This window comes from Aeromonas sp. S12(2024), assembly GCF_041402305.1.
Classification (GTDB): Bacteria; Pseudomonadota; Gammaproteobacteria; order Enterobacterales; family Aeromonadaceae; genus Aeromonas; species Aeromonas veronii.
In genome coordinates, this window is sequence record NZ_JBGLRB010000020.1 from 38,486 (window position 1) to 65,382 (window position 26,897).

25 protein-coding genes are annotated in these 26,897 nt (G+C 58.7%); 9 read left to right on the forward strand and 16 right to left on the reverse strand.

From position 1 onward, the window contains the following. Positions 1-3 precede the first annotated feature (3 nt). The 7 genes from ihfA to ACB035_RS17440 all read left to right on the forward strand — a co-directional run bounded on the left by ihfA (position 4) and on the right by ACB035_RS17440 (position 9,232). Entirely contained in the window at positions 4-300 is a 297-nt protein-coding gene (ihfA, locus tag ACB035_RS17410; RefSeq protein WP_005300715.1) for an integration host factor subunit alpha, read from the forward strand. Positions 301-315: 15 nt separating this feature from the next. Beyond that, complete coding sequence (locus tag ACB035_RS17415) at positions 316-4,305, forward strand: response regulator (RefSeq protein ID WP_371167801.1); 3,990 nt, start codon at positions 316-318, stop codon at positions 4,303-4,305. After that, a complete protein-coding gene (locus ACB035_RS17420) occupies positions 4,292-5,536 on the forward strand; it encodes a response regulator (protein WP_371167802.1) in 1,245 nt (414 codons plus the stop codon). The genes ACB035_RS17415 and ACB035_RS17420 overlap by 14 nt, the downstream gene beginning before the upstream one ends. 3 nt (positions 5,537-5,539) lie before the next feature. Then, positions 5,540-6,181, forward strand: a complete 642-nt coding sequence (locus tag ACB035_RS17425; RefSeq protein WP_179903880.1) for a GNAT family N-acetyltransferase — start codon at positions 5,540-5,542, stop codon at positions 6,179-6,181. Positions 6,182-6,241: 60 nt separating this feature from the next. Continuing rightward, complete coding sequence (gene cobB, locus ACB035_RS17430) at positions 6,242-7,015, forward strand: Sir2 family NAD+-dependent deacetylase (RefSeq protein ID WP_005336680.1); 774 nt, start codon at positions 6,242-6,244, stop codon at positions 7,013-7,015. Positions 7,016-7,106: 91 nt separating this feature from the next. Then, entirely contained in the window at positions 7,107-7,583 is a 477-nt protein-coding gene (locus tag ACB035_RS17435) for a hypothetical protein (RefSeq protein WP_371167803.1), read from the forward strand. Next, on the forward strand, positions 7,583-9,232 hold the full coding sequence (locus tag ACB035_RS17440; RefSeq protein WP_335812479.1) for a diguanylate cyclase domain-containing protein: 1,650 nt from the start codon (positions 7,583-7,585) through the stop codon (positions 9,230-9,232). Before ACB035_RS17435 ends, ACB035_RS17440 begins: the two co-directional genes overlap by 1 nt. Positions 9,233-9,315: 83 nt before the next feature. Here the strand turns inward: ACB035_RS17440 and ACB035_RS17445 are convergent, their stop codons facing one another. From ACB035_RS17445 to potA, 13 genes are all read right to left on the reverse strand, one after another. Then, the gene (locus tag ACB035_RS17445) at positions 9,316-10,320 is read right to left on the reverse strand and encodes a substrate-binding domain-containing protein (RefSeq protein ID WP_236280343.1); all 1,005 of its coding nucleotides are present in this window, start codon (positions 10,318-10,320) and stop codon (positions 9,316-9,318) included. Then, positions 10,320-11,252, reverse strand: coding sequence for a ribokinase (rbsK, locus tag ACB035_RS17450; RefSeq protein WP_100645834.1), 933 nt, complete (start codon positions 11,250-11,252; stop codon positions 10,320-10,322). The genes ACB035_RS17445 and rbsK overlap by 1 nt, the downstream gene beginning before the upstream one ends. Before the next feature lie 109 nt (positions 11,253-11,361). Then, the gene (rbsB, locus tag ACB035_RS17455; protein ID WP_005336672.1) at positions 11,362-12,237 is read right to left on the reverse strand and encodes a ribose ABC transporter substrate-binding protein RbsB; all 876 of its coding nucleotides are present in this window, start codon (positions 12,235-12,237) and stop codon (positions 11,362-11,364) included. Between the two features lie 30 nt (positions 12,238-12,267). Further along, positions 12,268-13,236, reverse strand: coding sequence for a ribose ABC transporter permease (gene rbsC, locus ACB035_RS17460; RefSeq protein ID WP_005336670.1), 969 nt, complete (start codon positions 13,234-13,236; stop codon positions 12,268-12,270). Further along, the gene (rbsA, locus tag ACB035_RS17465) at positions 13,233-14,762 is read right to left on the reverse strand and encodes a ribose ABC transporter ATP-binding protein RbsA (protein WP_075114653.1); all 1,530 of its coding nucleotides are present in this window, start codon (positions 14,760-14,762) and stop codon (positions 13,233-13,235) included. The genes rbsC and rbsA overlap by 4 nt, the downstream gene beginning before the upstream one ends. A 36-nt stretch (positions 14,763-14,798) precedes the next feature. Beyond that, positions 14,799-15,218 carry a D-ribose pyranase gene (gene rbsD, locus ACB035_RS17470; protein ID WP_069527587.1) on the reverse strand — a complete coding sequence of 140 codons (420 nt, stop codon included), beginning with the start codon at positions 15,216-15,218 and terminating at the stop codon, positions 14,799-14,801. Between the two features lie 233 nt (positions 15,219-15,451). Beyond that, positions 15,452-16,069 (reverse strand): glutathione S-transferase family protein, encoded by a 618-nt coding sequence (locus tag ACB035_RS17475; protein ID WP_371167804.1) that lies wholly within the window; start codon positions 16,067-16,069, stop codon positions 15,452-15,454. Between the two features lie 196 nt (positions 16,070-16,265). Beyond that, complete coding sequence (locus ACB035_RS17480; RefSeq protein ID WP_139734849.1) at positions 16,266-17,135, reverse strand: SIR2 family protein; 870 nt, start codon at positions 17,133-17,135, stop codon at positions 16,266-16,268. Then, positions 17,132-18,124, reverse strand: coding sequence for a ParA family protein (locus ACB035_RS17485; protein ID WP_139734850.1), 993 nt, complete (start codon positions 18,122-18,124; stop codon positions 17,132-17,134). The genes ACB035_RS17480 and ACB035_RS17485 overlap by 4 nt, the downstream gene beginning before the upstream one ends. Positions 18,125-18,409: 285 nt before the next feature. Then, positions 18,410-19,477, reverse strand: a complete 1,068-nt coding sequence (locus ACB035_RS17490) for an extracellular solute-binding protein (RefSeq protein ID WP_371167805.1) — start codon at positions 19,475-19,477, stop codon at positions 18,410-18,412. Between the two features lie 81 nt (positions 19,478-19,558). Continuing rightward, positions 19,559-20,329, reverse strand: a complete 771-nt coding sequence (gene potC, locus ACB035_RS17495; protein ID WP_005345410.1) for a spermidine/putrescine ABC transporter permease PotC — start codon at positions 20,327-20,329, stop codon at positions 19,559-19,561. Beyond that, positions 20,326-21,213: a spermidine/putrescine ABC transporter permease PotB gene (gene potB / locus ACB035_RS17500; protein ID WP_052200020.1), complete on the reverse strand. Its 888-nt coding sequence runs from the start codon at positions 21,211-21,213 to the stop codon at positions 20,326-20,328. The genes potC and potB overlap by 4 nt, the downstream gene beginning before the upstream one ends. Beyond that, positions 21,200-22,303, reverse strand: a complete 1,104-nt coding sequence (gene potA / locus ACB035_RS17505; RefSeq protein ID WP_139747253.1) for a spermidine/putrescine ABC transporter ATP-binding protein PotA — start codon at positions 22,301-22,303, stop codon at positions 21,200-21,202. The genes potB and potA overlap by 14 nt, the downstream gene beginning before the upstream one ends. Before the next feature lie 201 nt (positions 22,304-22,504). Here potA and ACB035_RS17510 point away from each other — a divergent pair, with 201 nt between their 5' ends. After that, on the forward strand, positions 22,505-23,242 hold the full coding sequence (locus ACB035_RS17510) for a hypothetical protein (RefSeq protein ID WP_005351939.1): 738 nt from the start codon (positions 22,505-22,507) through the stop codon (positions 23,240-23,242). Positions 23,243-23,258: 16 nt separating this feature from the next. Then, the gene (locus ACB035_RS17515) at positions 23,259-23,945 is read left to right on the forward strand and encodes a DUF2987 domain-containing protein (RefSeq protein ID WP_371167806.1); all 687 of its coding nucleotides are present in this window, start codon (positions 23,259-23,261) and stop codon (positions 23,943-23,945) included. Between the two features lie 103 nt (positions 23,946-24,048). Here the strand turns inward: ACB035_RS17515 and ttcA are convergent, their stop codons facing one another. From ttcA to ACB035_RS17530, 3 genes are all read right to left on the reverse strand, one after another. Then, entirely contained in the window at positions 24,049-24,957 is a 909-nt protein-coding gene (gene ttcA, locus ACB035_RS17520; protein ID WP_005336634.1) for a tRNA 2-thiocytidine(32) synthetase TtcA, read from the reverse strand. A gap of 74 nt (positions 24,958-25,031) precedes the next feature. Continuing rightward, positions 25,032-25,979: a universal stress protein UspE gene (gene uspE / locus ACB035_RS17525; RefSeq protein ID WP_005345417.1), complete on the reverse strand. Its 948-nt coding sequence runs from the start codon at positions 25,977-25,979 to the stop codon at positions 25,032-25,034. Between the two features lie 150 nt (positions 25,980-26,129). Continuing rightward, positions 26,130-26,885, reverse strand: coding sequence for an FNR family transcription factor (locus ACB035_RS17530; RefSeq protein WP_005351934.1), 756 nt, complete (start codon positions 26,883-26,885; stop codon positions 26,130-26,132). Positions 26,886-26,897 lie beyond the last annotated feature (12 nt).

Genomic DNA, 26,897 nt, shown 5'->3' on the forward strand with positions numbered 1-26,897 from the left:
TCTATGGCGCTTACCAAAGCCGACATTGCAGAGCACCTGTTCACCCAGCTCGGGATGAGCAAGCGTGAAGCCAAAGATATGGTGGAAGCCTTCTTTGAGGAAATCCGACAGGCGCTTGAGCGTGGTGAACAAGTCAAGATTTCAGGCTTCGGTAACTTTGACCTTCGTGAGAAGAATCAGCGTCCCGGACGCAACCCCAAGACGGGCGAGGATATTCCGATCAGCGCCCGCCGCGTGGTGACCTTCCGGCCTGGCCAGAAGCTCAAGGCCAGGGTAGAAAATGTTGAACCCAACGAGTGATAAAAAGCCAGGCAGATGCCTGGCTTTTGTTTTCAGATGACCAAATTCCCCGTTTTCCTTCTGGGTGCCGTATTGGCACTGCCATTGCACGCCAAGCCTTTGCAGACAACAGTGCTGCCGTTGGCGCCGGCGACCCAAGCTTATGTGAATTCACTGAGTCAGCTTTCGCTCTGCTATCCTGCGACGCTTCCTCCACCATACCTGATGGCCGAGGGGGGACTGCTCAAGGATCGTCTCGCCCGGTTGCAGGAGCTGTTTCCTGTTCCGCTGGTGCTCAAAGAGCTGCCCGATTGGCAAACATTGCGCAACGGGCTCGCAGAGGGTGACTGCGACATCATTCCCTATGTCGGAACCCGCAAGAAGGCCGTGGAGGGCATGCGGTTAAGCCGTCCGATGATGGAGACCGATGCCGCCATCCTCTACAAGGGTGAAAATCTCAAACAGGCCCGCTTTCTGGTCTACTCGGTGGCAGACTCTGCCCGCCTGCTGCACGAGCTCTATCCCCAGGCACGCATTATTTCCCTAAAAAGCGGAGAGAAGGTCTACGACGCGCTGCAGAGTGGCAAGGGTGATGCCTATCTGGGGGACTATCTGCAACTGCGCTATCTGATGCGCGAGTTTCCTGCCGATGGTTTGCGCCTGCGCCGTCTGTTTGGTGAGGATCGGATCATCAGCTATCGCTTGATGATGCGTGATCAGCCGGAGTTGGCCAATCTGGTGGACACCCTGATCCGTCATATGCCGGCGGGTACTATCTATACCGATCTGGCCCGTTATCTCGATCAGGGGTCGCTCTACGTCAACCAGCCCCACTTCAACGATACCGAGCAGGCCTGGTTATCCGGCCGCGGTCGCACCATTCGCCTGGTGGTCAATCCCGAGTTGATGCCCTATAGCGGCGTCAATGATCTGGGGGAGGCGAAGGGGTGGAGCGCGGATGTGCTGCGCTGGGTCACCCAGGAGACCGGCCTGAAATACAAGCTGGTGCCTGCCGCCAGCAAGGCGGAGGCCGTAGAAAAGCTGCGCCGTGGTGAGGCGGATATGATGGCCGGCTTGCCGGAATCCCCGGCATTGACGGATCAGTTCATTTTCAGTCGGACGATCTCCACCAACCGGTTTGCCTTGATCAGCAAGCGCAAGCTGGCTGCCGATCGCATCACCCAACTCAAGCGGCAGCGTATTCTGGTGCCGGAATCCCTCTACGATCCCTCCTTGCTCGCCCTGCTCGGTGATCAGGAGTGGGTTCGCACCGACGGCCTCGAGCAGGGGCTTGCCGCGATCAAACAGGGCAAGGCTGACGCCATGCTGAGCGAGCTATATCAGCTGCAATATCCCCAGCGTACCAACTTGCTGGAAGGGCTCGATATCGAGGAGCTGGAAGATCGCTTCAGTCTTGGCTTTGCCATCAACAAGAGTCAGACCGAACTGGCCGGGGTGATGGATCGCAACCTGATGGCACTGACCAGCACCCAGATCGACGAACTTAACCAGCGCTGGCGCCGCTTGCTCGTCGTGCAGCAGCCTGGCGTGAGCTACGCCGCCTGGTTTGGCTCCATTGCCATGGCACTGCTGATCAGCGGCATTGTCATCGGCGGGATCTGGCGCTCTCGCCAGCAACTGGCGCGGGAAGTCGCCCAGCGTCACGCCGCCGAGAAGGCGCTGGCCATCGAGAGCGAGCTGCGGGAAACCATGTTTCAGGCGTTGCCGGTGCCCGTCTATCTGCGCAACAGCCAGGGCAAGGTGATCAAATCCAATAAACAGGGGCGACGTCTGGCCCTGCGCTATTCGCAGCAGTTGATGTTGCCGCCGGTGCAGCCGCAAAAGAGCGAAGGGGAGCTGGTGCTGGGGGATCAGGTCTTCGCCTATGCCCAGCATCCGCTGCGGCTGGACAAGCAAGCACCCGCCACCGATCTTATCGCCCTGTCGGATATCAGTGTGCTGCGTGAGCAGGCCCGTTTTCTGCGTCAGGCAGAGCGCCGCCTGCGCGCCCTGACCAATACCGTGCCCGGCGTGGTGCTGCAGTTTATGTTCGAGCGGGGACGGGTAGGGGGGATCGAGTTTATCAGCCGGGGCTGTTACGAGCTGCTGGGGCTTGCGAGCCAGCAGATCCGTCGTGAGCCCAAACGGGTGCTCATTATGCTGGAGCGCGAGGATCGCCGTCGGGTAAGCCGTGAGATGTTCGCCATGCTGCAGGCAGGCAAACCCTTCGCGTTCACCATGCGCTATCACCATCCGACCAAGGGTGTGCGCTGGTTGCAGCTCTATGGCCGTGGCCGCAGTCAGCCGCAGGGTTGGCGAATTTATGCGGTGATGCAGGATGCCACTATCAGGGTCGAGCAGGATCAGGCATTGCAGCACTCCCATGAGCAGGCGCAACAGGCAGTTCTGGCCAAGGGGCGCTTTTTGGCCGCCATCAGCCATGAGATCCGCACGCCGATGAACGCGATGCTCGGCTTGCTGGAGTGGCTGGCCAGCACTCCTTTGTCGAAAGAGCAAGACTCTGCGTTGGCGCGGGTGCGTCAGGCGGGGGATGAGCTGCTCGGCCTGCTCAACGATGTGCTCGACTTTAGCCGCAACGAGAACAGCAAACTCTCCCTCTCGCCGCAGCCCACCGATTTTGCCGAGCTGTGCGAGCACGTGGCGGCAGTGCACTGGACCAAGGCGCGGGCCAAGGGGTTGCAACTGCGCCTTAAGTTGGATCCGGCTCTGCCAGCCCTGCAGACCCTCGACCCTCATCGGGTACGGCAAGTGCTCCACAACCTGCTCTCCAATGCCATCAAGTTCAGCCTGCGTGGGGAAGTGGTGCTGTGGGCCGAGGTGGTCGCATCGACCTTGCGCTTCGGTGTGGATGATCAGGGGCCGGGGATCACCGCCAAGATGCGCACCACGCTTTTTATGCCGTTCGAGCAGTTTGCCGTTGAAGGCCAGCTGCGGGCGCCGGGCACCGGTCTTGGTCTGGCGATCTGCAAGCAGCTGATCGAGCAGATGGGGGGTCTTATCGATGTCGAGGGGCGTGCCGGTGGTGGTAGCCGCTTCTATTGCGAGTTGCCCCTGAAGCGGGGGCAGCAGGAGCCGGACTGGCTGCCCAATGCGCGGCAGCTGGCACTCTCTTTACCCCACGATGAGGCGCAAGCGCTGTCGCCCTGGCTCAGTCGCTTGGGGATCGCCACCGTCAGCAACGCCGTTGATACGCTGCAAGCGGAGGTGGACGAGAAGGGGCTCTACTATTGGGCCTGGCAAGGGGAGTCCTGGGTACCCGGGACCATCATCACCCTGCTGCAACCACGCTTGACCCCTGAGCAACCGGTGGCCGGCACCCAGCCCGGGCTCGGCATGCGGGTATTGCTGGTTGAAGATCACGATGTCAATCGCGAGCTGATCAGCCTGCAACTGGGGCAACTTGGTGCCAGCGTTATCACTGCCGCCAACGGGCAGCTGGCGCTGGAGATGCTGGCGCAGCAGGAGGTGGATTTTGTGCTGACCGATCTGCAGATGCCGGTGATGAACGGGGCCGAGCTGTGCAGGCAATTGCGCCAATCCGCCCGTTGGGCCCGTCTGCCGGTCTATGTGATCACCGCAGATCTCAGTGATCAGGCGGCAAGGGAGCTGCAATCCTGCGGTTGCGATGGCCATCTGGACAAGCCGGTCGCCCTCAAGGAGCTGGCGACCTTGCTGCGCCATATTGCCAAAGAGGGGAGCAATGTTGTCGCCCCGACACCGGTCGCCTCGCTGCTGACCGATGAACTGGCCGCCCTTTATCTGAAGGCTACCCATGATGATTTGGCCGAACTTGAGCGTTGCAGCACAGAAGAAGATGAAGTTGGCGTGAATGCTGCTTTACACAAGTTGAAGGGGGCCGCCAGAATGGTAGGGGCGACTGCGTTGGTGGCGGTCATTGAAGAGTGGCAACAGGCGCCCCATCCGATGCTGCAAGCCAGATTGAACCGGGCACTGGATGAGTTCAGCCAGCAGTTTTCAAAGAGGGCTCAAGATGATCATCACTGATGAAGAATTACTGGCGTTGCTTGATTCGGAAGAGCATGAGGCGGCAGGATTTTGCCCCATTGTGCTCTATGCCCTCGACAGCACCGCCCATGAGTTGGCCAGCACCATGACATTGCCCTCCTATGTCACGCTGCACCGTACCCGACCGGATGCCTGCTGGCAGTGGGAAGGGTTGTTTGCGGCAGGTGCCATTGCCCTTTACGACCCCGCCGCTCATCAGCAGGCGGACTACTTCCCCCAGTTGCAGCAGCATGAGGGGATTTACGCGATTGGCGAGGATTGGCTGGGTGGGCTTGCCGCCAGTTATCGTGACTGGTGCAACTGGCTGGCCGCTAACAAGGTGCTGCTGCTCGAGGATCACCCGTTTCAGGGAATGCAGTTGCAACAGGCTATCGCCGGGTTGGGGCTCTCCTGTCAGTGGGTACAGGATGAATCGGCCTGTCTTGCGGCATTGTCGGCGGGCGACATCAGCCTGCTGGTGTGCGATCTCAGTCTGGTGGAGCAAGATGCCATCAGTCTGCTGATGAACCAGCCCCAGTTGCAGGAGGCCGGTCTGCCCATCGTGCTGCTTTCGGCCCATGAGCAGACGCTGATCGACGGTGCCCGCCGCCTGCTGCACGATGCCGGTTTCAACATTCTAGCTGCACTGGCCAAGCCGCTTGATTGCGACGAGCTGCTCAGGTTGCTGCGCCGACTCTATCTGGGCCCGCTGCGTCAGCAGCGCTTGAGCGGCCAGCGCCGCTCCATCCGCCGGTGGCAGGGGGAGGTGCAGGGTCAGCTTGGGCTGCTCTCCAGTCCCGCGACCCCTCATCCGGTCTGGCTGGCGGTGACCGGCTTGCCCAGCCGCTGGGAGGCGCTCAAGGAGTGGCTGACGGAGCAGTCGCGTACCCCAGCCGAACTGACCCTGCTGATCCACCGTCGTGACCACCTGCTTAGCAATGCCGATCGCTTCGCACTGGTACTACAAGCCAGTCTGGCGGGGAGCAAGCTTGCGCTGCTGCTCGATAACAGCCAGCATCTGCCATTCGATCTGCTGGAGCGTTTGCCGCTGCAAGCCTTGCTGCTAGGGCAGGGGATCTTGCCGGAGATGGAGTCCTTGACCGGTGACTCCCTGCTGGGACGCTTTATGGCCCGGGTTCGGGAGCTGGGGATCGCCGTCTATCTGGATGATCCTTATAACCTGCTCGACGTCGAGGTGTGGCGAGAGCGCGGTATGACGGGGCGCTGGTAAGCCATGCCGCGCTACCTCTGCTGGCCCATGCACCGGGAGCGCCTTGGCAAAGGACTGGAGGGCTGGCCCCATCCGCTTTCCCGGGCCGCGCTGCCACTGGCTATGGAGGTCTCCGAGGTGCCGTGCTTGCTGCGCGAGCTGCATGGGGTGCCGCCTGCCCGCATGCTGGCTGCTTACGATGCATTGAGTGAAGAGAGCATCTATCTGCGCTTTATGCGTCCGAAACGGACACCGCCACCGGAACAGGTGGCCCAATTTCTCAATTACCATCCCGAACAACAGATTTCGCTGTTGCTGACCGATCTGGCCGGTGAGCCGCTGGCTCAGGCGCAATCAATCCGCCGCCGCCTTCATCCCGATCGGGCAGAGTTCTCCTGCATCGTGGCGGATCACTTCCAGCACAAGGGGGCGGGGAGGCGCATTCTGCTGGCGCTGGCACTGCTGGCCAGGGCGGACGGGATCCGGGAGTGGACGGCGGAAGTGCTGGCCCAGAACCGCCCGATGCTGACCCTGCTCAAGCGCCTTGGTTTGCCGCTGACCCTGGTGACCGGGCGGGAGATGGTCTTTGTCAGGCTGGATCTGTCAGTACTGGATGCCTGGTTGCCCGCACCGCCAGCGGCGCCGCTTAAGACCAAGGGCGAATAGTGACACTTTTTTCCCTGTGCTAAGGTCACATTTATTGTGCGGGGATAGACGGAGCAGCTTATGGCGCAGTCATACAAACATATCGTGATCCTGACCGGCGCGGGGATCTCTGCCGAATCCGGCATCAAGACTTTTCGTGCCTGCGACGGTTTGTGGGAAGAGCACAAGGTCGAGGATGTGGCGACCCCCGAGGGGTATGCCCGGGATCCCGAACTGGTGCTGCGCTTTTACAACTCCCGCCGCAAACAGCTGCAACAGCCCCAGGTTCACCCCAATCCGGCCCACTATGCGCTGGCCCGCCTCGAGCGACTGCTGCCCGGTTCGGTGACTCTGGTCACCCAGAACATCGACAATCTGCACGAGAGCGCGGGCAGCAAGAACCTTATCCATATGCATGGGGAGCTGCTCAAGGCCCGCTGCCCCGAGTCCGGTCAGGTGATCGAGTGGCGCGGGGATCTCCATCAGGACGAGCTCTGCTCCTGCTGCCAGTTCCCCCAGCCGATGCGTCCCCATGTGGTCTGGTTTGGCGAAATGCCGCTTGGGCTGGATCGCATCTACAGCGCGCTGGCCCAGTGCGATCTCTTTATCTCCATCGGCACCTCTGGCGCAGTCTATCCTGCCGCCGGGTTTGTCCATGAAGCGGGATTGAACGGGGCGCACACCATCGAGCTCAATCTCGAACCGAGCGAGGTGGGTAGCCAGTTTGACGAAAAACGCTATGGCCCTGCCTCCCTGCTGGTGCCCGCCTATGTCGATGAGTTGCTGGAGGCGTGCGGCATTCATCAACCGAGGCAAGTCGAGGGGCACAACTGGATGGAGATGCGCGGTCCCTGAGCTACTGTGCGAAGGGACAGTTGCAATGATTCGGTGAAATCGCCACACTGGCAACCATTTAAAAAATGGGACGCAGTTGGCGCAAATTACCATGACCGCAGTAAAGCAATGGATCGCTTTTTTTCTCCTGATGCTGGCCAGTGCCAGTGCATCGGCCTCCATCCCCCTGATGACCCTGGTACTGCCAGATGGCCAGCAGGTGACCCTCGATGAGTCGGCCCTCTCCGCCTTGCCACAGACTGAATTCACCACGACTACCCCCTGGACCCAGGGCACCCACCACTATCGCGGGCCGACCCTGTCAGCCGTGCTGGCGGCGCAAGGGATCCCGGATGCCCGCAAGATCGCCGTCTCGGCCCTCAACGGTTATCAGCAGGTGGTGGATCTGGCCCTGTTCGACGGCGTGCCGCTGACCCTGGTGCGTCAGGAGGACGGCAAACCGCTGACCCGGCGTAACAAGGGGCCGCTCTGGCTGCTCATCCCGTTCACCACCTATCCCAAGCTGGACGTGCCTGCCATTCACAACTGCATGGTGTGGCAGGTGACCCGCATCGAGATCGTCGATTGATGGGGCTATCCCGCCAAAATCTGCTGTTGGTTGCGGTGTCGCTGCTGTTTCTGCTCTCGTCGGGCAGCAGCCTCTATCTGCAGTATCGGCAGGAGCAGCTGGTCGATACTTTCTACCGCAATGTCCACTGGAACATCAGCCAGGTAATGCTCGAATCCCAGCGTTTCCTCTACGACCTGCAGCTCTATCGGGCTGGCAGATTGTCGATGGAGACCCTGAGCCTCGATTACGATCTGCTGTGGAACCGGCTCGACATCTTCCTCATCAGCAGTGAAACCGCCGAGATGCGCCAGCGGCACGGGCTCGGCAAGGTGCTGGCCACCCTGTTCGAGCAGATCAAGCAGCTCGAACCCCAGATGGAGGCCGGTGCGCTGCGCGAGGGGGCTGAGCTTGCCCGTTTGCAGGAAGCGATCGCCAGCCAGACCCGTCTCATCGAACAGATAGGGGATCAGATCCTCTCCGGCCAGGAGCGGGAGCATTCGGTCAGCCAGATCCGCAACAGCCTGTTCTGGCTGCAGATCTGGCAACTGATCCTGCTACTGACCGGTGGCGCTCTGGTCGCTGCCCTCATTCGCGCCAATCTGGCGAACCGCCGGCTTGCCCTGCTCGATCCCCTGACCCTGCTTGGCAACCGCCGTGCCCTGCAGGAGCAGCTCTCTCGCGCTCTGCATGCCGATGATGTGAGCGCTTTGGTGGTGCTCGATCTCAAGCGCTTCAAGCAGGTCAATGATCTGCTGGGTTATCAGGTCGGTGATCGGCTGTTGCAGATGGTGGCCAACAAGCTGCAGCAGGCCCATGGCAGCCACGCTTACCGGCTCGGCGGAGATGAATTTGCCGTGGTGCTGACCAAGGCGAATGATGCGCTGGAAACCGCTATTCATGAGCTGGTGGATCTGCTCCATTTCGAGTTCGTGACCCGGGAGTGCAGCTTCGATCTGGCCTGTCGGCTCGGGGTCGCCAAGGCGCAGCAACAGGATGCCGCCCGGTTGCTGGATCAGGCCATCCTGGCCCTCAACCAGGCCAAGCGTAGCCAGGAGGGGGCGATCAGCTGGTTTGAGCCAGCCATGCTGCAGCAGTTGCAGTTGAGTCAGCAGCAGCTTCATCAGCTGCGAGAGTGGCTGGCAGGGCGCGAGCCTGCACCGCTGCGAGTGGCGTTGCAGGCGCTGACGGACGGACAGGGCAACGAGATGTGGCAATTGGCGCTTGAGTGGCGTGAGCTGGGGGCGCCCTGCCAGATGCGCTGGCTGCAGGAGTGCGGCGTACTGGGGCCCGTGTTGGCCCGTGTGCTGCAGGCGCACGAGGCGCAGTATGCCGATGGTCGGACACTACTGGTCCCGCTCGACAACCAGGCCCAGCTGACCCATCTACTGGCCTATCTGCCGAGGTCTTCCCGCACGCCGCTGGTGTTGCTGATACCAACGCTGCAGCCGGATGGTGTCTTGCTGGCGGGATTGCGGCAGCAGGGTTGCACTCTGGCGCTCAGAGAGATTGGCAGCACCACCTCAGCGCAGCTGGCAGCCGGCTGGCCTGTTCGCTACTGGTTGCCGCAGGGTGATGATGATGGCGAGTTGTTGCAGCCTCTGGCCAGACGATTGGGGCTGGCGCCACTGCAAGTGCTGGCAGCCAGGGAGACCCGGTCGCTGGCCTGAGGGCAAAAGCGGTATTGCACGGCAGAGATAAAACGAAACAAGGCGACCTCTGGGTCGCCTTGTTCTTTTGTTGCCCCTGAAAATCAGGGGCGGGGCGCGCAAGATTGTCTGATCACCAGGTCTGGGTCGACGGTGATCAGGTGATTCTCCACCGCTTCGCCGTTGATCCGCGCCAGCAGGCGGGTGACGGCGAGGCGCCCCAGCTCTTCTTTGGGCTGGTTGACGGTGGTGAGCGGCGGCGACATAAATTCTGCCAGTGCCACATTGTCATAGCCAACGATGGAGATATCCCGCGGGATCACCAGCCCCGCCTGATGGGCGGCACTGATGGCTCCCATCGCCATCATGTCGTTGCAGACAAAGAGGGCGGTGGGCCGCTCGGGCAATGCCAGCAGACGAGTCATCGCCTGATGGCCGCTGGCGCAGTCAAAGTCCCCCTCCTGGATCCACTCTTGATTGATCGTGAGACCTGCCTCCTGCAACGCCTGTTCAAAGCCAGCTTGGCGCTGGTTGGCGGGCGCGCGGCTGTGGGGGCCTGTGATACAGCCGATGGCGGTATGGCCCAGCTCAATCAGATGGCGGGTCGCGAGATAACCACCGTGGAAGGAGTTGTCGGCGATGAGATCCACATCCTCGCTGACCAGACCCCAATCCATCACCACCACCGGCAGGCTCTTGAGCCAGTCGAGCTGATTGAACACCTCTTGCTGTCCTTCGCTGCACATGATCAGCAGGCCATCGACCCGCTTGCGCAGCATCATCTTGAGGTAGGAGAGGGCGGTCTCGGCCTGACCCTCGGTGTTGCCCAGCATCAGGTTGTAGCCCTGCTCGAAGCAGTAACGCTCCACCCCGCGCACCACTTCGGCAAAGAAGGGGTTGCTGGAGGTAGTGACCAGCATGCCGATACTGTTGGTCTCCTTCACCTTGAGGCTGCGAGCCACCAGACTCGGGGCATAGTTGAGCTCGCGCATGGCCGCAAAGACCCGCTCACGGGTCTCCTCGGCCACGAAACGGGTCTCGTTGATGACATGGGAGACAGTGGTGGTGGAGACCTGGGCCCTCGCCGCCACCTCCTTGATATTGGCCATCAGTGCCCCTGCGCAGTCTGCTCAAGCAGGAAGGCGTCGACCTCCTGCTTGCTCGGGATGGAGCTCTGGGCGCCGAACCGGGTGACGGAGAGTGCCGCCGCCCCGTGGGCAAAGCGCACCGCGCTGTGGAAATCGGCACCCGCCAGTTCCGCCGCCAGCAGGGCGCCGTTGAAGGTATCGCCTGCGGCTGTGGTATCCACCGCCTTGACCCGAAAGCCCGGTATCAGCTGTTGCTGCTGGGCGTTGCTGCAATAGACCCCCTGGGAGCCCAGGGTGATCATCACGTCCGCAATGCCCATCTGGTGGAAGCGGGCGGCCGCCTCGCGGGCACTCGCTTCGTCGGTGACTTTGACGCCGGTCAACAGCTCCGCTTCAGTCTGGTTGGGGGTGATAAGGTCGACCAGTGCCAACAGCTCAGCGGAGAGCGGACGGGCAGGGGCGGGGTTGAGCACCACCCGGGTGCCGTGGGCGCGAGCCAGCCGTGCAGCCTCATGGACGCTCTCGAGCGGTACTTCCAGCTGCAACAGCAGGGTATGGGCGTCGGCGATCATCGCTTCGTGGTTTTTCACCACAGCCGGAGTGATGGCCCCGTTGGCTTCGGCTGAGATGCCGATGCTGTTCTCCCCCTCATCGCTCACATAGATGATGGCGATGCCGGTCGGGAGCTTGGGATCGAGCTCGACGGCGCTGACGTCGATGCCATCTTTGGCAAAGCCGCTCTTCATCTGGTGGCCGATGGCGTCATCACCGATGCGGGCGATAAAGGAGACGGGGGCACCGAGACGGGCAGCCGCAACCGCCTGATTGGCCCCCTTGCCACCGGGCACCACCTGATAGCTGTGGCCGGTCAGGGTTTCACCCGGGCGAGGAAAGTGGGGTACGCGCAGCACATGGTCTGCATTGACACTGCCCAGAACGACGAGACGATTCATGTTGACTACTCCTGATGCATCTTGGCTTGAACACAGTGATTGAGTGAGCACAAGCCGGGAGGCACCGCAATTGAGGGGGAAAAGGGGAGGCGAACCTCCCCTCGAGAACTTATTTGCTAACTACTTGCAGCGGTACCGGAATGGATTTCTCGACCGGCTGACCTTTCAGCACCTTGTCGGCAGTCTCGACGCCGATGGCACCGATCAGCGCGGGTTGCTGGGCCACGGTGGCGGCCAGTTTACCCTTGGCAACGGCGGCTTTGCCATCGTCAGTGCCGTCGAAGCCGACGATCATCACCTCTTTACCGGCAGCTTGTACCGCGCGGATGGCACCCAGCGCCATCTCGTCGTTTTGGGCGAACACTGCCTGTACGGTCGGATGGGCGGCCAGCAGGTTTTCCATGACGTTCAGACCCTTGGTGCGGTCAAAGTCGGCAGGCTGGGAAGCCAGTACCTGCAGCTTGTTGGCCGCCACGGCCAGGGCAAAACCTTCGCCACGGTCGCGGGCGGCGGAGGTACCGGCAATCCCTTCCAGCTGGATCACCTTGGCACCGGTACCCAGTTTCTCGGTGATAAAGTCACCGGCCAGCTTACCGCCCGCCACGTTGTCGGAGGCAATGTGGGCCTTGACCTCACCCTGCGCAGCGCCGCGGTCCAGGGTCAGTACCGGAATGCTGGCGCGGTTGGCCAGACGGATAGCGTTGCCGACTGCTTCGGAGTCGGTGGGGTTGATCAGGATGGCGCCGACCTTGCGCACGGTGAGATCTTCCATGTTGGAGAGCTCTTTGGCCGGGTCATTCTGGGAGTCCAGTACCACCAGCTCGTAGCCAAGCTCCTTGGCTTTGGCTTCGGCACCCTCTTTCATGGTGACGAAGAAGGGGTTGTTGAGGGTGGAGACCACCATCGCCAGGGTTTGATCGGCGGCATGGGCGGTGCCCAGCACGGACATGATGGCGGCAGCGAGCAGGGTATTGAGCTTTTTCATCATTTCATTCCTTGTGTGTGGCTTGTCTTATCAACGATTGCTTTTGTTATCGATCATCACGGCAAGCAAGATCACGCTGGCCTTGGCGATCATCTGGTAATAGGAGGATACGTCGAGCAGGTTGAGGGCGTTATTCAGGAAGCCGATGATCAAGGCACCGATCAGGGTCCCCATGATGCGGCCCTTGCCGCCCATCAGGCTGGTACCACCCAGCACCACGGCGGCGATGGCATCCAGCTCGTAACCCATGCCCGCTGTCGGCTGGGCAGAGGAGAGGCGAGAGGTAACGATAAGCCCTGCCAGCGCCGAGAGCGCGCCGCACAGACCATACACCGCCAGCTTCACCCGATCCACATTGATACCAGAGAGGCGGGTAGCCGATTCATTGCCACCCAGCGCGTAGATGTAGCGACCGAGACGGGTGTGGTTGAGCATGAACCAGGCGAGCAGGAAGACGATAGCCATCAGCCAGATGGGCACCGGCAGACCGAACAGGTAACCGGTACCGAGCCAGGCGAAATGATCGGCGCCGTCACTGAAACCGGTGGAGATGGGACGCCCCTCGGTATAGACCATGGTGATGCCGCGCAGAGCGGTCATGGTGACCAGGGTGGCGATAAATGCCTGTACCTTGCCCTTGGCAATGATGAGACCGCTGACGCCGCCCAGCAGGGCACCGGCACCCAGAGTGAGGGGCACCACCAGCCAGATTGGCAACTCCATGGCGACCATGGTGGCAGCCAGCGCACCGCACAGGGCGAGCACAGAACCGACCGACAGATCGATACCGGCGGTAAGGATAACCAGCGTCATACCGACCGCCATGATGGCGTTGACCGAGGTCTGGCGCAGGATGTTGAGCAGGTTGTCGGCGGTGAAGAAGTTGGGGCTCAGAAAGGAGACCACACCGATCAGGACCAGCAGCGCGACCAGGGATTTGTTCTCGATCCACCACGCCTTGCTCATAACGCCACGGCGGGAAAGGGTTTGGGTTGTCATTGGGATGCCTCTTGCTCTGCTTGCCACTGTTTACCGACTGCCGCCGCCATCAGCTTCTCCTGATTGGCATCGCGGGTGTTGAACTCTGCGCTGATGCGCCCTTCGTGCATCACCATGATGCGATCACTCATGCCGAGCACTTCCGGCATCTCGGAGGAGACCAGAATGATGCTCATCCCCTCCTTCTTGAACTGGTTGATCAGCTGATAAATTTCCTTTTTCGCCCCCACGTCGACGCCGCGGGTCGGCTCGTCGAGGATCAGCACCTTGGGCCGGGTCAGCAGCCCCTTGGCGATGGCCACCTTCTGCTGGTTGCCGCCGGAAAGCAGCTTTATCAGCTGATCCTGACTCGGGGTCTTGATGTTGAACAGGCGCACATAGTCGCTCACCGCCTGCCGCTCGGCCTTGCCGTCAATCTTGCCGTTGCTGATGAACTCGTCGAGGGCGCACAGACTCATGTTTTCGCGCACTGACAGCTCCAATACCAGCCCATCGCCCTTACGATCTTCAGAGATATAGGCGATGCCTGCGGCCAACCCGTCGGCCGGGCTTTTGGGCACCAGAGCATGGCCGTCAACTTGCACTTCACCGGCGCTGATGGGGCTGGCGCCATAGATAAGCTTCATCAGCTCGGTACGGCCGGAGCCCATCAGGCCGCTAAAGCCCAGAATTTCTCCCTGACGCAGGGAGAAGCTCACCCCGCGCACGCCGGGACCGGCCAGATCTTTCACCTGCAGGCTGACGGGGCCAAGCTCGCGCTCAAGACGCGGGTACTGCTCTTCCAGCCGGCGGCCCACCATCATCTCGATGATCTTGTCTTCATCCAGATCGCTCACCGCCTTCTCGCCGATCCACTTGCCATCGCGCAGCACAGTGACCCGATCGCAGATCTCGAAGATCTCCTTGAGGCGGTGGGAGATATAGACGATGCCGCAGCCTTGCTCGCGCAGCTCGCGGATAACCTTGAACAGCTGCTCGGTCTCGGTATCGGTCAGCGCATCGGTCGGCTCGTCCATGATGATGACGCTGGCATCGAACGACAGCGCCTTGGCAATCTCTACCATCTGCTGTTCGCCGATGGAGAGATCCCCGAGTCGGGTATCCGGCCCGTGTTTGACGCCAAGTCGTGCCAGCAGGCCGCTTGCCCGCTCGCGCAATTGTTTGTGGTCGATGCTGCCAAAACGGGTACGGGGTTCGCGCCCGAGGAAGATGTTGGCGGCAATCGACAGCTCCGGCAGCAGGTTCAGCTCCTGATGGATGATGCTGATCCCCTGATCCTGAGAGTCGCGGGGGCCCTTGAAGTGGACCGACTGACCGCGGTAGCTGACGCTGCCCGCATCGGCCTGATAGATGCCGGTCAGCACCTTCATCAGGGTGGATTTGCCGGCGCCATTTTCACCGAGCAGGGCCATCACCTGGCCCGGATAGACCCGCAGACCCGCTTCGTCGAGGGCGCGTACACCGGGGAAGGTCTTGACGATCCCGGTCAGCTCCAGAATGGGTGAGAGGGGGGAGGTTGTGCTCATTTGCAGCTTCCTTGAAGAGGCCTTCTTTGAAGAACGTCAGAACGCCACACCGGCGCAGAGGATCAGGTTGGCGTAGGGAGTCACCTCGCCGCTGCGCACGATCGCCTTGCTCTGGCGGGAGCGGGTTTTGAACTCCTCATGCAGGCAGTATTCGATGGCGATGGGCTTGCCCTGGGCGGCTGCGTGAGCCTCAAGCTGATCGACCAGCGCCTGATGGGCGGCGGGGCTGATCTGCTTGATCTCGCTTGCCATGATCGCTTTCTCCACCACCAGATCGGTAAGCAGGGCAGTCAGTACGGTTGCAAGGCTGGGCGTCCCCGCCATCAGCGCCAGATCGATCCGCTCCGGACCTGCCGGAATGGGCAAGCCTGCATCGCAGACGGTGATCTCGTCGGTGTGGCCCATCTGTGCCACCAGAGCACTCAGGGGAGCATTGAGCAGTACGCCTCGTTTCATACAGCACCTCATCAGGCCTTGGCCCGTCAATCTGTGAACCGCTAGGCAACCGGTTACGCAACCGGTTGCGTCATGGCGCAAAGATAGGCTTTTTACCGGGGAAGGGCCACGGCAAAACCACGGAAATGTGAAAACGATCTCAAAGGCGGGAGAAGAAGTGCAGGGGAGGAGGCAGGAAGGGTGTCAGCAGAGCCCTGGCACCCTTGTTATTTATCGAGCTATTGATTTTATGGTTAGTTGGCCAGTGCCTTGGCGACCGCCGGACGGCTCAGCATGCGCTGATAATGCTCGGCCACTTTGGGGAATTCACTGATCTCGACCCCATCGCTTTTCAGCCAGCCCGCGACCACGAACAGATAAATGTCCGCCACGCTGAACTGCTCGCCCAGCACCCAAGGGCCTGCCAGATAGTGCTGCTCAATCTGGGCAAAGCCATCGCGCATATTGCTGGCGACTTTCTGCTGCATGGCGGCAATGGCCTGCTCGTCATCCGCCCAGCGGCTGCCACGGCGACCGTGGGCGTGGGAGACATGCACGGTGGAGGCGAGGAAGCTGTTGACCTCCTGCATGCGGGCCAGCAGGAACGGATTGTCCAGCGGCGCCAGCTTGGCATCGGGGAAGCGCTGCGCCACATAGAGCAGCAGGGCCGGGGTCTCGGTCAGGGTACCTTTCTCGGTGATCAGGGCAGGCACCCGCCCTTTGGGGTTGATGGCAAGATACGCAGGGTCACGTTGCTCCCCTGCGGCGAGGTTGACGAGACGGGGTTGGAACGGGGCATTCGCTTCCAGCAGGGCAATCTGCACGGCCATGGCACAAGTGCCGGGAGCGAAATAGAGGGTCAGATCGGACATGAATACTCCTGATTGGCTCAGGCCACCCGCGATATCGGCGAAAGATTGCTTCGCGGAGCACCACGGGCAGTCATGAAAAAAGAGAGGGGGCAACGCTTGCCCCCAACCAATCTACACCCCTGAGGGGTAATGAAAAAGCGCAGAATTAATCGGCTTTGGCAGCCTTATCGATAGCTGCGGCTCATTTATGTTTCTCTCACCAATTTAGTGAATCTCGTAGCTCACTGGTTCTATATTCTTCAACTTTTTCAACGAGTTCTGCGAGTGACTCTGTAAGTTCAGCATGCCCATTATCAGGTAGATATTCTAGGAACTTTATTCTCATAGAGTCTGATGCAATAGATAAAACATCAGGATGAACTTCCCCTGCAGGAATAGTCATAAAATGAAATGGTGTGCGGCCATGAGCAAACTTAACATCTTCAAAAAGCGTTCTTATGTCTGGGTCATCTGTTCCACACCCTAAAAATAGAAATGTGTGTGTTAAGACGAGGGATTTTAAAATCTCATAGAATAGGATGTATTTCGTCCTTGCCTCAGCATAATCTTGTCGTGTAAATATAAGGTTTTCTGGATTGTTTGCTGAGCCATGAGTTTTCAATATTAGTCTGTTGTTGCCACCTAATAAATAGTTGGCCGTGTCCGGACTAGTGTGATCTTTGATTACAACAGTGCCAGAGGATACGCTAGATGCATAATTATCATAAATACAGTCAAAGTTAGGGCTGGCAACAATAGGGACATCTAGGTTATATATGTGTTCATGAATTTTTGCTGGACGGTAGCCAGCTCGCTGATATTCATGCTGAACTTTATCAATGAATGCATCTCTTGAAAGTTTCTTTTTAATTATTTCGCAGGCAGTGAGATAATCTTTATTTTTAATTAAATTTGAAATACAACCATCATCTTCGATTTCTACAGCGCAAATCTTCAAAAACTCTTCCCATGTCGATGGTCTTTTGCCATCTTTGTTGGAAGAGTTTTTAGAAACTCCAGCCCCGATCATTATTACACAACGACGCCGAGCAATCACCTCTATAAGTTCATTGCTCCAGTTTATCATGATTCTATTCTCGCAATGAATTTATCGGAAATTGAATGGAAGAACGATGCTGCCTCATAAACTCTAGTGTAATGTGCTCCAACAACACCATCTTTAGCATTTAAGTCAAATATTGGTGCATGAGCTTGTTGAGAAAGAGGGACAACACTACTTAGAGTTGGAACTTCACCCAAGTCTGCCAATTTAGGGTCCACATCAAAGAATTTACATAGTTCTGCTAATTCAAATAATTGTTTTTCCATTATTCTTTCAAATGCACCAACGGCTTGCCGTACCCCTTCTCTTTTTTTGGCTCTATATTGTTGAACTACATGGCCAGCAAAGCTCAAAGACCAGCCAACATCTTTACCCGCGATTTGAAAGTTATGCCCTTCAGATTCATAGTGTCGTTGGATAGCACCATCAAGAGCGGATTTCCAAGATGTTAGTGACTTAATTATATTCTCAACCGCCATCATGCTGAAAATATCGACGGACAATGGCATCAAAAAATAATCTACACCTAATAGAACAGACCTATTCAATGCACCGAGTGATGGTCCCATATCGATCAATACATAGTCATATTGTTCAAATCTGCTAACAAGTTCCCTAAAAGCATAAGTGGTCTGGAAACCTCTTGGCTCACCATTTCTTGTCTCAGCCCAGTCAGTAGCAAGTAAATCTTCTCTAATTGATAGTTTGGGGTCGCCGACAATTAGATCTACATTAAATCGTTCACTTCTTACAATTGTAGGTGTTTCTTTTGGATAGCCTTGCCCACGACGAATGGGTTCATAGAATGCATCTACACTATAATGTTTATTGTCCATCAAAATGGATTGCAATTTTTCTTCATCAAGTAAATATGCTGAAGCGTTGCATTGTGGGTCTGCGTCAATAACAAGAACTTTTTTATTATTTTTGATGGCTAGTGAGCCAGCAAGATTACATATTAGAGTGGTTTTTCCCACTCCACCTTTGTTATTGAAAAAGCCGATTGACTTCATATAAAAACCTTTTTCCAATGTTCATTGAAGTTATGCTGCAATCGGTAAGTGTATTCATGTTCATAGAAATCATGAGGGTATCCTACCTTTGCCTTGACTTGTAAATAGGTTACTAGCTCTAACGAGTCCGGTCACGCATTTCAATGCATGCGTGTTCACATTTATCAACTTTTGATATCTGCAGGTGGGGCCGTTGTGATTAGGCCTCGCAGAGGTGATGACGAAGAAAAGGGAGCTATTGCTCCCTTAATTCATTGATTCCGTCAGGGTACGTGAAAAGCAGACTTAACCGGCCTTTGCCACCATGGCTTTCAGCTGCAGGAAGTACTGCTCGTAGAGGCGGGAGGCATCACCCACATCAGACTGGAACTCGCCCTTGCGCTTGATCTCGTCGCTCGGGAAGACCATGGGGTTGTTGCGAAACGCCGGGGTGAGCAGGGGAATGGCATCCTTGACCGGGGTGGGGTAGCCAATCGCCTCGGCCACCTTGGCGGCCACATCGGGGCGCATCAGGAAGTTGATCAGGGCGTGGGCCTCCTTCACATGCTTGGCCTTGGCCGGGATGGCGAGGTTGTCCATCCAGAGCACGGCGCCTTCTTCGGGGTAGGTCATCTGGATGGAGGGGTATTCGCGCTGGGCGCCGTAGGCCGAGCCGTTCCACAGCATGCCGATATTGACCTCACCGGCGATAAAGGGGTCGGCCGGGTTGTCGGAGTTGAACGCCTTGACGTTGGGCATCAGCTTTTTCAGGTATTCGAACGCTTCGGCAATTTGCGCCTTGTCCTGGGTGTTGGGGCTGTAGCCCAGCTGCACCAGCGCGATATGGAACACCTCGCGGGCATCGTCCATCAGCAGCAGGCTCTCTTTCCACTCCGGTGCCCAGAGCTGCTTCCAGCTGGTAACCGGCTGCTCGATGATATCGGTGTTGGTGCCGATCCCGGTTGCGCCCCAGATATAGGGGATGGAGTAGCGGTTGTCCGGGTCGTACTCGTGGTTGAGCAGGGTAGGGTCGAGATGCTTGAAGTTGGGCAGCTGGGCGCGATCCAGCGGCTGCAACATCCCCTCTTTGGCCATTTTCGAGATGAAGTAGGTGCTGGGCACCACCACGTCATAGCCGTCGCCATGGGTTTTCAGCTTGGCGTAGAGGGTCTCGTTGGATTCGTAGGTGGAGTAGATCACCTTGATACCGGTCTCTTGCTGGAACTGCTCCAGCAGACCGTCCGGCACATATTCCGACCAGTTGTAGAAGTAGACCACCTTGTCATCGGCCGCGTGAGCGCTCTGGCTCAGCAGCGGGGCGGTGAGGGTGAGGGCGGCTGCCAGCAGGGCGCCGGCCTTGTGTTGGATTGTCATCAACAACTCCTTGGGGTTATGGGGCCTTGCGGCCCACCGTGACAGAGTTCGCCAAAGGTGGCGGGGACGAAACGGGCAGGGTCAACCCTGCCGTTTACGCAGTAACAGTTGCGCCAGCAGCACCATCCCGAGGGAGGCGACCAGCATCAGGGTGGCCAGGGCGTTGACCTCGGGGGAGACCCCCACCTTGACCATGGAGTAGATCTTGAGCGGCAGGATCTCGTAGGCCGGGCCGGTAACAAAGGAGCTCACCACCACGTCGTCCAGCGACAGGGTAAAGGAGAGCAGCCAGCCCGCCATCACCGCCGGCAGCGCCAGCGGCAGTATGATGCGGCGCAGGATGATCCACTCGCCAGCCCCCAGATCCCGCGCAGCTTCCAGCATCCGCACATCAAAACCGCACAGCCGCGAGTAGACAGTGATCACCACGAACGGCAGACAGAAGGTGATGTGGGCGATCAGCAGCGACCAGAAGCCCAGCGCAATGCCGGTGGCCACAAACAGAGTCAGGAGCGAAATTGCCATCACGATATCGGGGGACATCATCACCACGAACAGCATGCCGCTCACGTACTGCTTGCCGCGAAAGCGGTAGCGAAACAGCGCTACGGCGGTGAGGGTACCGATCAGGGTGGCTGCGGTGGCGGTGAGGGCGGCGATGGTCAGGGAGTGCTGGGCCGCCTGCATCAGGCTGGCGCTGGCAAACAGCTTCTCATACCAGCCCAGGGTAAAGCCGCGCCAGTCGATGCCATATTTCGACAGGTTGAAGGAGTTGGCGATCAGCACCCCGATGGGCACATAGAGATAGCCAAACACCAGTAGCAGAAAGAGTGCTTTCAGTGCGCGCATCATGCCAACTCCCCCTTCTTGCTGAGCAGTTTGCCCGCCCGCCAGTAGCAGTAGACCAACAGCGCCATCAGCACCGTCAGCATCACGCTGATGGCCGCACCAAAGGGCCAGTCACGGCTGTTGAGGAACTGGGTCTTGATCAGGTTGCCGATCAGCAGGTGCTTGGCGCCCCCCAGCAGATCGGAGACATAGAACATCCCCATGGCGGGCAGGAACACCAGCAGACAACCGGCGATGATGCCGGGCAGGGTGAGGGGCAAGATGATCCGCACCAGCCGCTGCCAGCCGTTGGCGCCAAGATCTCGCGCCGCCTCCAGCAAACGGCCATCCAGCTTCTCGATGCTGGAGTAGAGCGGCAGCACCATAAAGGGAAGCAGCACATAGACCAGCCCGATGATGACGGCCACCTCGGTATACATCATCTGCAGCGGCCGCTCGATAAGCCCCAGATCCAGCAGCCAGCCGTTGATCAGCCCCCGGGTACCGAGCAGCACCTTGAGCGCATAGGTGCGAATGAGAGAGTTGGTCCAGAACGGCACCACCACCAGAAACAGCAGCAGCGGGCGGATACGTGCTGGCAGATGGGCCAGCAGCCAGGCAAAGGGGTAACCCACCAGCAAGCAGATGGCAGTGGCGAGCAGCGCCAGCCAGAGGGAGTGGAGCAGCACCTCGAAATAGAGCGGGTCCAGCAAGCGGCCATAGTTGCTCAGGGTAAAGAGCGGCGCGATAAGCTCGGACTCGTCACGGGTCAGGAAGCTGACGCCGATGATCATCAGGTTGGGCAGGAAGACAAATAGCGTCAGCCAGCCCAGGATCAGCGCGATGGCCGTGTTGCGAAAGCCATTGTGGGCAAAGCTGTGCGCTACCCGCAGATTAGTGAGGCTCATAGGGCAGCACCACCTCCCAGCTGTCAACCCAGTGGATCGCCACCTCCTGACCGAGACGGTAGTCAAAATCGGGGTCATCCTCGTCGAAGAACTCGGAGATAAGCAGCTGTTTGCCACTTTCGAGCTCGATCACCGAATCCAGCGTCGCCCCCTTGTAGTTACGCTCGCGGATATTGCCCCGCAGCGCGCCACTTTGATCGTCATCCTGATCGAGAATGCGCAGATCTTCCGGGCGCAGCAGCACCAGCACCTTGTCGTCTGGCTGGAACGGCAAGGTGGTATGGAGCAGGCATTCGCGCCCCTCTACCTCCGCCTGCCAGATACCGGGCTCGCGCTGGCTGATCAGCTTGCCATCCATCACGTTGATCTCGCCGATAAAGCGTGCCACGAACAGGTTGGCTGGCGATTCGTAGATATCGCGCGGGGTGCCGCGCTGGATGATCTTGCCGCCCTCCATCACCAGGATGCGATCAGACATGGTGAGCGCCTCTTCCTGATCATGGGTAACGAAGACAAAGGTGATGCCAAGGCGACGTTGCAGCGCCTTGAGCTCGCTCTGCATCTGTTTGCGCAGCTTGTAGTCGAGCGCCGAGAGGGATTCGTCGAGCAGCAGCAGGCGCGGCTTGTTGACCACGGCGCGGGCAATGGCGACCCGTTGTTGCTGACCGCCGGAGAGCTGATCCGGGCGGCGGTTGGCCAGCTCGGTGAGCTGCACCATGGCGAGGGTCTCCTCGACCCGCTGGCGGATCTCGCTGGCCGGTACTTTCTGCATCTCGAGGCCAAAGGCGACGTTTTCAAACACCGTCATATGAGGGAAGAGCGCATAGCTCTGGAACACGGTGTTGATGTGCCTGTGTTCGGCGGGGATATGGGTGATCTCGTCACCGGCCAGATGGATGGAGCCACCATCGACCGATTCGAGCCCGGCCAGCAGGCGCAGCAGGGTGGTCTTGCCACAGCCGGAGGGGCCCAGCAGGGTAAGAAATTCACCGTCATAGATTTCAAGGTCAAGGTCACTCAGGATCACCTTGCCATCGTATTTTTTGCTGATCTTGTTCAGCGCGACAATTACCTGTGGATTGTTCATCATCCGCCAGTCTCACCCCAGCCAGTGGCCATCGTGTTGAAAGAGGGCCGCATTCTATGCAGCCGACACATGAAATTAAAGGCTTTTTGGCCCGAATTAGCCGCAAGTGCGCAGGAAAAACGGCTACGAATAGCAGACCAAATCGCTATAATGTGCCACCTGATTTGGTCGTTTTCGATATTGGATAGTCAATTGAGTAATAAAATGCGTATTGGCGGCTCCCTTGAGCAGTCTCTGAACCAGGGCTACCGCCTTGATCTGAAAGGGGTCATCCAGGAGGGATGGCAACAGACCCGCCGTACCGGATTTGGCCTGCTGCTGGCGATTGTCGGGGTGACGGCGATTTGGATCCTGCTCAGCAATGTGCTGCTGTTGCCCTATCTGGGGGATGACAGCCAGATGAATGTGGCCATGGTGCTGAGTCTGCTGATGACGGTGGTGATGGCCCCCATGACCAGCTCCCTCGATATGCTGGGGTTGCAGCAGTCAGTCGGGGTGCGCGCCCGGGCCAACCAGGTGTTCGATTTCTTCCGCCACTTTGTACGCCTCGGCATGTTGAGCCTGCTTGGCAGTCTGCTCACCAGCCTGTTTGGCCCGCTATTCGATCTGCTGGGATTGCCCGCCGTACTCTCATTCATTCCCTCGGCCCTGATCGGCATGGGGCTGCTCTTTACCGTCCCGTTGGTGCTGGAGCGTGGCCTGACGCCGCCCCAGGCCATTCTGGTCTCTCTCAAGCTCTTTGCGCGCGGCTGGCCCAGCATTGTGCTGTTCCACGGCGTGATGACCGCGCTCTTCTTCCTGGCTCTGATCCCCATGGGGTTGGGGCTTATCTGGGTGGCACCGCTCTATTTCAACTGCAAGGGGATCCTCTATCGGGATCTCTGCGGGGTGGGGGTAGAGGTTAACGAGGTGACAGAAGGCCCCAACCATTTCAATGCATGATGCAAAAGGATGTTGAATGACCCGTCGATATGGAGTGACCAAGGCTGTGCGCCAGGGTCTGCTGGCCACGCTCTTGCTGCCAGGGCTGGCGCTGGCTGAGCCGGTGCTGGATCTGCAATACAGCACCTTCTACAGCCAGATGAAGACCTTTGCCAAAGGGGAGTTTGGTCACGCCAGACTGGGGTTTTATCTGACCGATCCGCAAAATGGCCAGCGCTGTGGCCTCACCTTTACCCGGGTTGCAACCGACAGCAAGGAGGTGGCGGGCGAGGTAACGGTTGATAGCGAACTGCGCCTGCCTTTTGATGAGGATCTCAACCTCGACAAGGGGATCGTGACCGTTGGCCTTAAAGAAGAGCACGCCACTTGCGATATGACGGTACAGGTTATGGCCGACGCACCGAACGGGCCCGAGCTGCCCTTGGCCGAGCTGGCGGCCCGTCAGCAGCAGATGCAGTCGCTGCTCGACAAGATGGCGGGCATGGTCGGCAAGCACTTCCTGCCGAAGATGGAAGGGGTACGCATTACCCTGGTGCAGCAGAGCGGAACAGCTTATCTGATTGATGGCGCCCGTCAGGAAGCGCTGCCCTGGGTGGAAGGCCATCTGTTGCTTAGCAATGAGCAACTGGCCGCGTTCGCTGCCGGGCAACTGCGCCTGCAGGGTGACGTGCTGCGACTGACCCCCTGGTTGCACAAGGGCTGATGCCGATGGTGTTGTCACGTTGGTAACAGGCAGATAAAGAAAGCAAAAAAGGAGCGATCATCGCTCCTTTTTTATTGCGTGGCGTGTGCCCTGTGAGCGCGGCTTAGCGCACTTCAATCACATCCAGCATGTCCATCTCGTCGATATCCAGCAGCGGCGCCTTTGGCATCTCGGGCGGATCAAACGCCTTGTCGCCGCCATCGATGATGCCGGAGTCACGGTTGATACTCTTGAAGTCAAACAGCTTGTGATCGAGCAGGTGGCTCGGGATCACGTCCTGAATGGCGGTGAACATGGTCTCGATACGACCGGGGAAGCGGCGATCCCAATCCTGCATCATCTGCTTGATGGCCTGACGCTGCAGGTTCTCCTGCGAGCCGCACAGGTTGCACGGAATGATGGGGAAGGCTTTGACGTCGGCGTAGCGGATAAGATCCTTCTCTTTGCAGTAGGCCAGCGGGCGGATCACCACGTTCTTGCCATCGTCGCTCACCAGCTTGGGCGGCATGGACTTGAGCTTGCCACCGTAGAACATGTTGAGGAACAGGGTCTCGAGGATGTCGTCGCGGTGGTGGCCAAGGGCAATCTTGGTGCAACCCAGCTCCTGGGCGGTGCGGTAGAGAATACCGCGGCGCAGCCGTGAGCAGAGGGAGCAGGTGGTTTTGCCTTCCGGTACCTTCTCCTTGACGATGGAGTAGGTATCTTCCTCGACGATCTTGTACTCGATACCGAGGGAATCCAGATACTCGGGCAGCACATGCTCGGGGAAGCCGGGCTGCTTCTGATCCAGGTTGACGGCAACCAGATCGAAATGGATGGGGGCGCTGGCTTTGAGGCTCATCAGTATGTCGAGCATACCGAAGCTGTCCTTGCCGCCGGAGAGGCAGACCATGACCTTGTCGCCCTCTTCAATCATGTTGAAGTCGGCAATGGCCTGACCCACGTTGCGCCGCAGGCGCTTCTGCAGTTTGTTAAAACTGTATTTTTCTTTGGCGTTCAGCTCTTCTAGCATGCTCGTAAAACCCGGGACACAAATAAGCGCGTTATTATAGCCATGTCCCGGGGGAGGGCAAGGTGCCAGGCACCTTATGATTGATTGCGACGACTGTCGACCGGGCAGCTGTAGTCCGCCGGTTTGAGGATCAGGATGTCGCAGGAGAGGCGGTCAATCACATGTTCGGCGGTATTGCCGAGCAGAGCAGCAGAAAGCCCGGTACGGCCGACGCAGCCCATGATCATCAGGGTCGCCTTGAGCTCTTCGGCCATATCCGGCAACACCTCTTCCGGTAGCCCCTCTGCTACCCGGGTCCAGAGATGACCGATCCCGAACTTGTCGGCATGGCTCAGCAGCAGGCTTTCGTGGTGTTTGCGGATCGCTTCATTGTAGGCGTTGGGATCAAACTCCGGCAGCTCGATGGCCACGTTGACCGGGGTGCCAGGGTAGGTGTTGACCAGATAGAGGTTGGAGCCCAGTAGTTCGGCGATGTCGCTTCCCTCCTGGGTGATCCGTTCGTTGAGCAGTTTCTGATCCGGATCGTCGCTTGAGCAGTTGATGGCGGCGATGATGTTGCCGCCCCGTTGCCAGTGACCCTCCTTGACCAGCAGCACCGGACAGGGGCATTTGCGCAGCAGATGCCAGTCGGTGGGGGTAAAGATGAAGGTTTGCAGGAAGCTGTGGTGGTGAGTGGCTTTGACCACCAGATCGTGGCGCTGCTCCAGCACTTCCTGAATGACGCACTCGAAGGGACGATTGTGCCAGACCACTTTCACCTCGCACTCGATCCCCTGTGCCCGATAGGGGGTCAGGATCTCGTCCAGCCACTCACGTCGCTGTGAAATGACGCCATCACGCATCTCTTGCCGCTCGTCCACCGAGAGCATGGCAGTCATTTCATACGAGAAGTCATAGATGGTGAGCAGCAGGGTCAGATGGGCGTTTTCGTCCAGCTCGGCGACTTTGACTGCCCGTTCGAGGGCGATTTGACGCTCCTCTTCTGGATTGATAACCACCAGAATATTCTGATATTTGACCATCTTCTCCTCCTTGGAAAAGTCCAATGACAGCAGAATCTTAGCCATTACAGCTTAGCGCAGGAGGAGGGTATGGGGAACGTACCGGATCACATTCCAGAGGAAAGGATCCGGCAGGGAAAGCAGGAGAAAAGCGAGAGGGTAGCGGAAAAATCAGCCGCAGGGCGGGCGAGTTGCACCGGCCATCATGCCCAGCGCGACCTGATCCAGCACAGTAATGTATTTGCCTTTAACGCTGATGAGACCGGACTTCTGGAAACGGCCGAGCAGACGACTGATGGTCTCGACAGTCAGCCCCAGATAGTTGCCAATGTCACCACGGGTCATGGAGAGACGGAACTCCTTGGCGGAGAAGCCGCGCTCGGAGAAGCGTACCGACAGATTGTGCAGGAAGGCGGCGAGGCGCTCTTCGGCATTCTTCTTGGAGAGCAGCAGGATCATCTCCTGATCGCCCATGATTTCGCTGCTCATCAGACGCATGATCTGCTGGCGCAGTTTGGGCATCTTGCCGGAGAGATCATCCAGCACTTCAAACGGGATCTCGCACACCATGGCCGTTTCCAGCGCCTGGGCGAAGGAGGGGTGGGCCTGCTTGTTGATGGCATCAAAACCGACCAGATCGCCAGCGAGGTGGAATGCAGTGATCTGCTCATCCCCTTGCTCGGTGATGGTGTAAGACTTGATGGTCCCGGAACGGATGGCATAGAGCGATTTGAACTCATCGCCAGCCTTGAACAGCTCTTCACCCTTCTGGATCGGCTTCTTGCGCTCGATGATGCTGTCCAGCTGATCAAGCTCGTTGTCGTTCAGAGTGAAGGGAATACAGAGCTGACTGATGCTGCAATCCTGGCAATGAATTGCACAGCCACCGCTCTGGATACGTCTGCCAGGTTTCTTTTCCGGGATCATAGGCTCATACGA

What these genes read in the sequence shown, in the direction of transcription:
- ihfA (WP_005300715.1), top strand. Translation starts at nt 4, where the DNA reads ATGGCGCTTACCAAAGCCGACATTGCAGAGCACCTGTTCACCCAGCTC.
- ACB035_RS17415 (WP_371167801.1), top strand. Translation starts at nt 316, where the DNA reads ATGCCTGGCTTTTGTTTTCAGATGACCAAATTCCCCGTTTTCCTTCTG.
- ACB035_RS17420 (WP_371167802.1), top strand. Translation starts at nt 4,292, where the DNA reads ATGATCATCACTGATGAAGAATTACTGGCGTTGCTTGATTCGGAAGAG.
- ACB035_RS17425 (WP_179903880.1), top strand. Translation starts at nt 5,540, where the DNA reads ATGCCGCGCTACCTCTGCTGGCCCATGCACCGGGAGCGCCTTGGCAAA.
- cobB (WP_005336680.1), top strand. Translation starts at nt 6,242, where the DNA reads ATGGCGCAGTCATACAAACATATCGTGATCCTGACCGGCGCGGGGATC.
- ACB035_RS17435 (WP_371167803.1), top strand. Translation starts at nt 7,107, where the DNA reads ATGACCGCAGTAAAGCAATGGATCGCTTTTTTTCTCCTGATGCTGGCC.
- ACB035_RS17440 (WP_335812479.1), top strand. Translation starts at nt 7,583, where the DNA reads ATGGGGCTATCCCGCCAAAATCTGCTGTTGGTTGCGGTGTCGCTGCTG.
- ACB035_RS17445 (WP_236280343.1), bottom strand. Translation starts at nt 10,320, where the DNA reads ATGGCCAATATCAAGGAGGTGGCGGCGAGGGCCCAGGTCTCCACCACC.
- rbsK (WP_100645834.1), bottom strand. Translation starts at nt 11,252, where the DNA reads ATGAATCGTCTCGTCGTTCTGGGCAGTGTCAATGCAGACCATGTGCTG.
- rbsB (WP_005336672.1), bottom strand. Translation starts at nt 12,237, where the DNA reads ATGAAAAAGCTCAATACCCTGCTCGCTGCCGCCATCATGTCCGTGCTG.
- rbsC (WP_005336670.1), bottom strand. Translation starts at nt 13,236, where the DNA reads ATGACAACCCAAACCCTTTCCCGCCGTGGCGTTATGAGCAAGGCGTGG.
- rbsA (WP_075114653.1), bottom strand. Translation starts at nt 14,762, where the DNA reads ATGAGCACAACCTCCCCCCTCTCACCCATTCTGGAGCTGACCGGGATC.
- rbsD (WP_069527587.1), bottom strand. Translation starts at nt 15,218, where the DNA reads ATGAAACGAGGCGTACTGCTCAATGCTCCCCTGAGTGCTCTGGTGGCA.
- ACB035_RS17475 (WP_371167804.1), bottom strand. Translation starts at nt 16,069, where the DNA reads ATGTCCGATCTGACCCTCTATTTCGCTCCCGGCACTTGTGCCATGGCC.
- ACB035_RS17480 (WP_139734849.1), bottom strand. Translation starts at nt 17,135, where the DNA reads ATGATAAACTGGAGCAATGAACTTATAGAGGTGATTGCTCGGCGTCGT.
- ACB035_RS17485 (WP_139734850.1), bottom strand. Translation starts at nt 18,124, where the DNA reads ATGAAGTCAATCGGCTTTTTCAATAACAAAGGTGGAGTGGGAAAAACC.
- ACB035_RS17490 (WP_371167805.1), bottom strand. Translation starts at nt 19,477, where the DNA reads ATGACAATCCAACACAAGGCCGGCGCCCTGCTGGCAGCCGCCCTCACC.
- potC (WP_005345410.1), bottom strand. Translation starts at nt 20,329, where the DNA reads ATGATGCGCGCACTGAAAGCACTCTTTCTGCTACTGGTGTTTGGCTAT.
- potB (WP_052200020.1), bottom strand. Translation starts at nt 21,213, where the DNA reads ATGAGCCTCACTAATCTGCGGGTAGCGCACAGCTTTGCCCACAATGGC.
- potA (WP_139747253.1), bottom strand. Translation starts at nt 22,303, where the DNA reads ATGATGAACAATCCACAGGTAATTGTCGCGCTGAACAAGATCAGCAAA.
- ACB035_RS17510 (WP_005351939.1), top strand. Translation starts at nt 22,505, where the DNA reads ATGCGTATTGGCGGCTCCCTTGAGCAGTCTCTGAACCAGGGCTACCGC.
- ACB035_RS17515 (WP_371167806.1), top strand. Translation starts at nt 23,259, where the DNA reads ATGACCCGTCGATATGGAGTGACCAAGGCTGTGCGCCAGGGTCTGCTG.
- ttcA (WP_005336634.1), bottom strand. Translation starts at nt 24,957, where the DNA reads ATGCTAGAAGAGCTGAACGCCAAAGAAAAATACAGTTTTAACAAACTG.
- uspE (WP_005345417.1), bottom strand. Translation starts at nt 25,979, where the DNA reads ATGGTCAAATATCAGAATATTCTGGTGGTTATCAATCCAGAAGAGGAG.
- ACB035_RS17530 (WP_005351934.1), bottom strand. Translation starts at nt 26,885, where the DNA reads ATGATCCCGGAAAAGAAACCTGGCAGACGTATCCAGAGCGGTGGCTGT.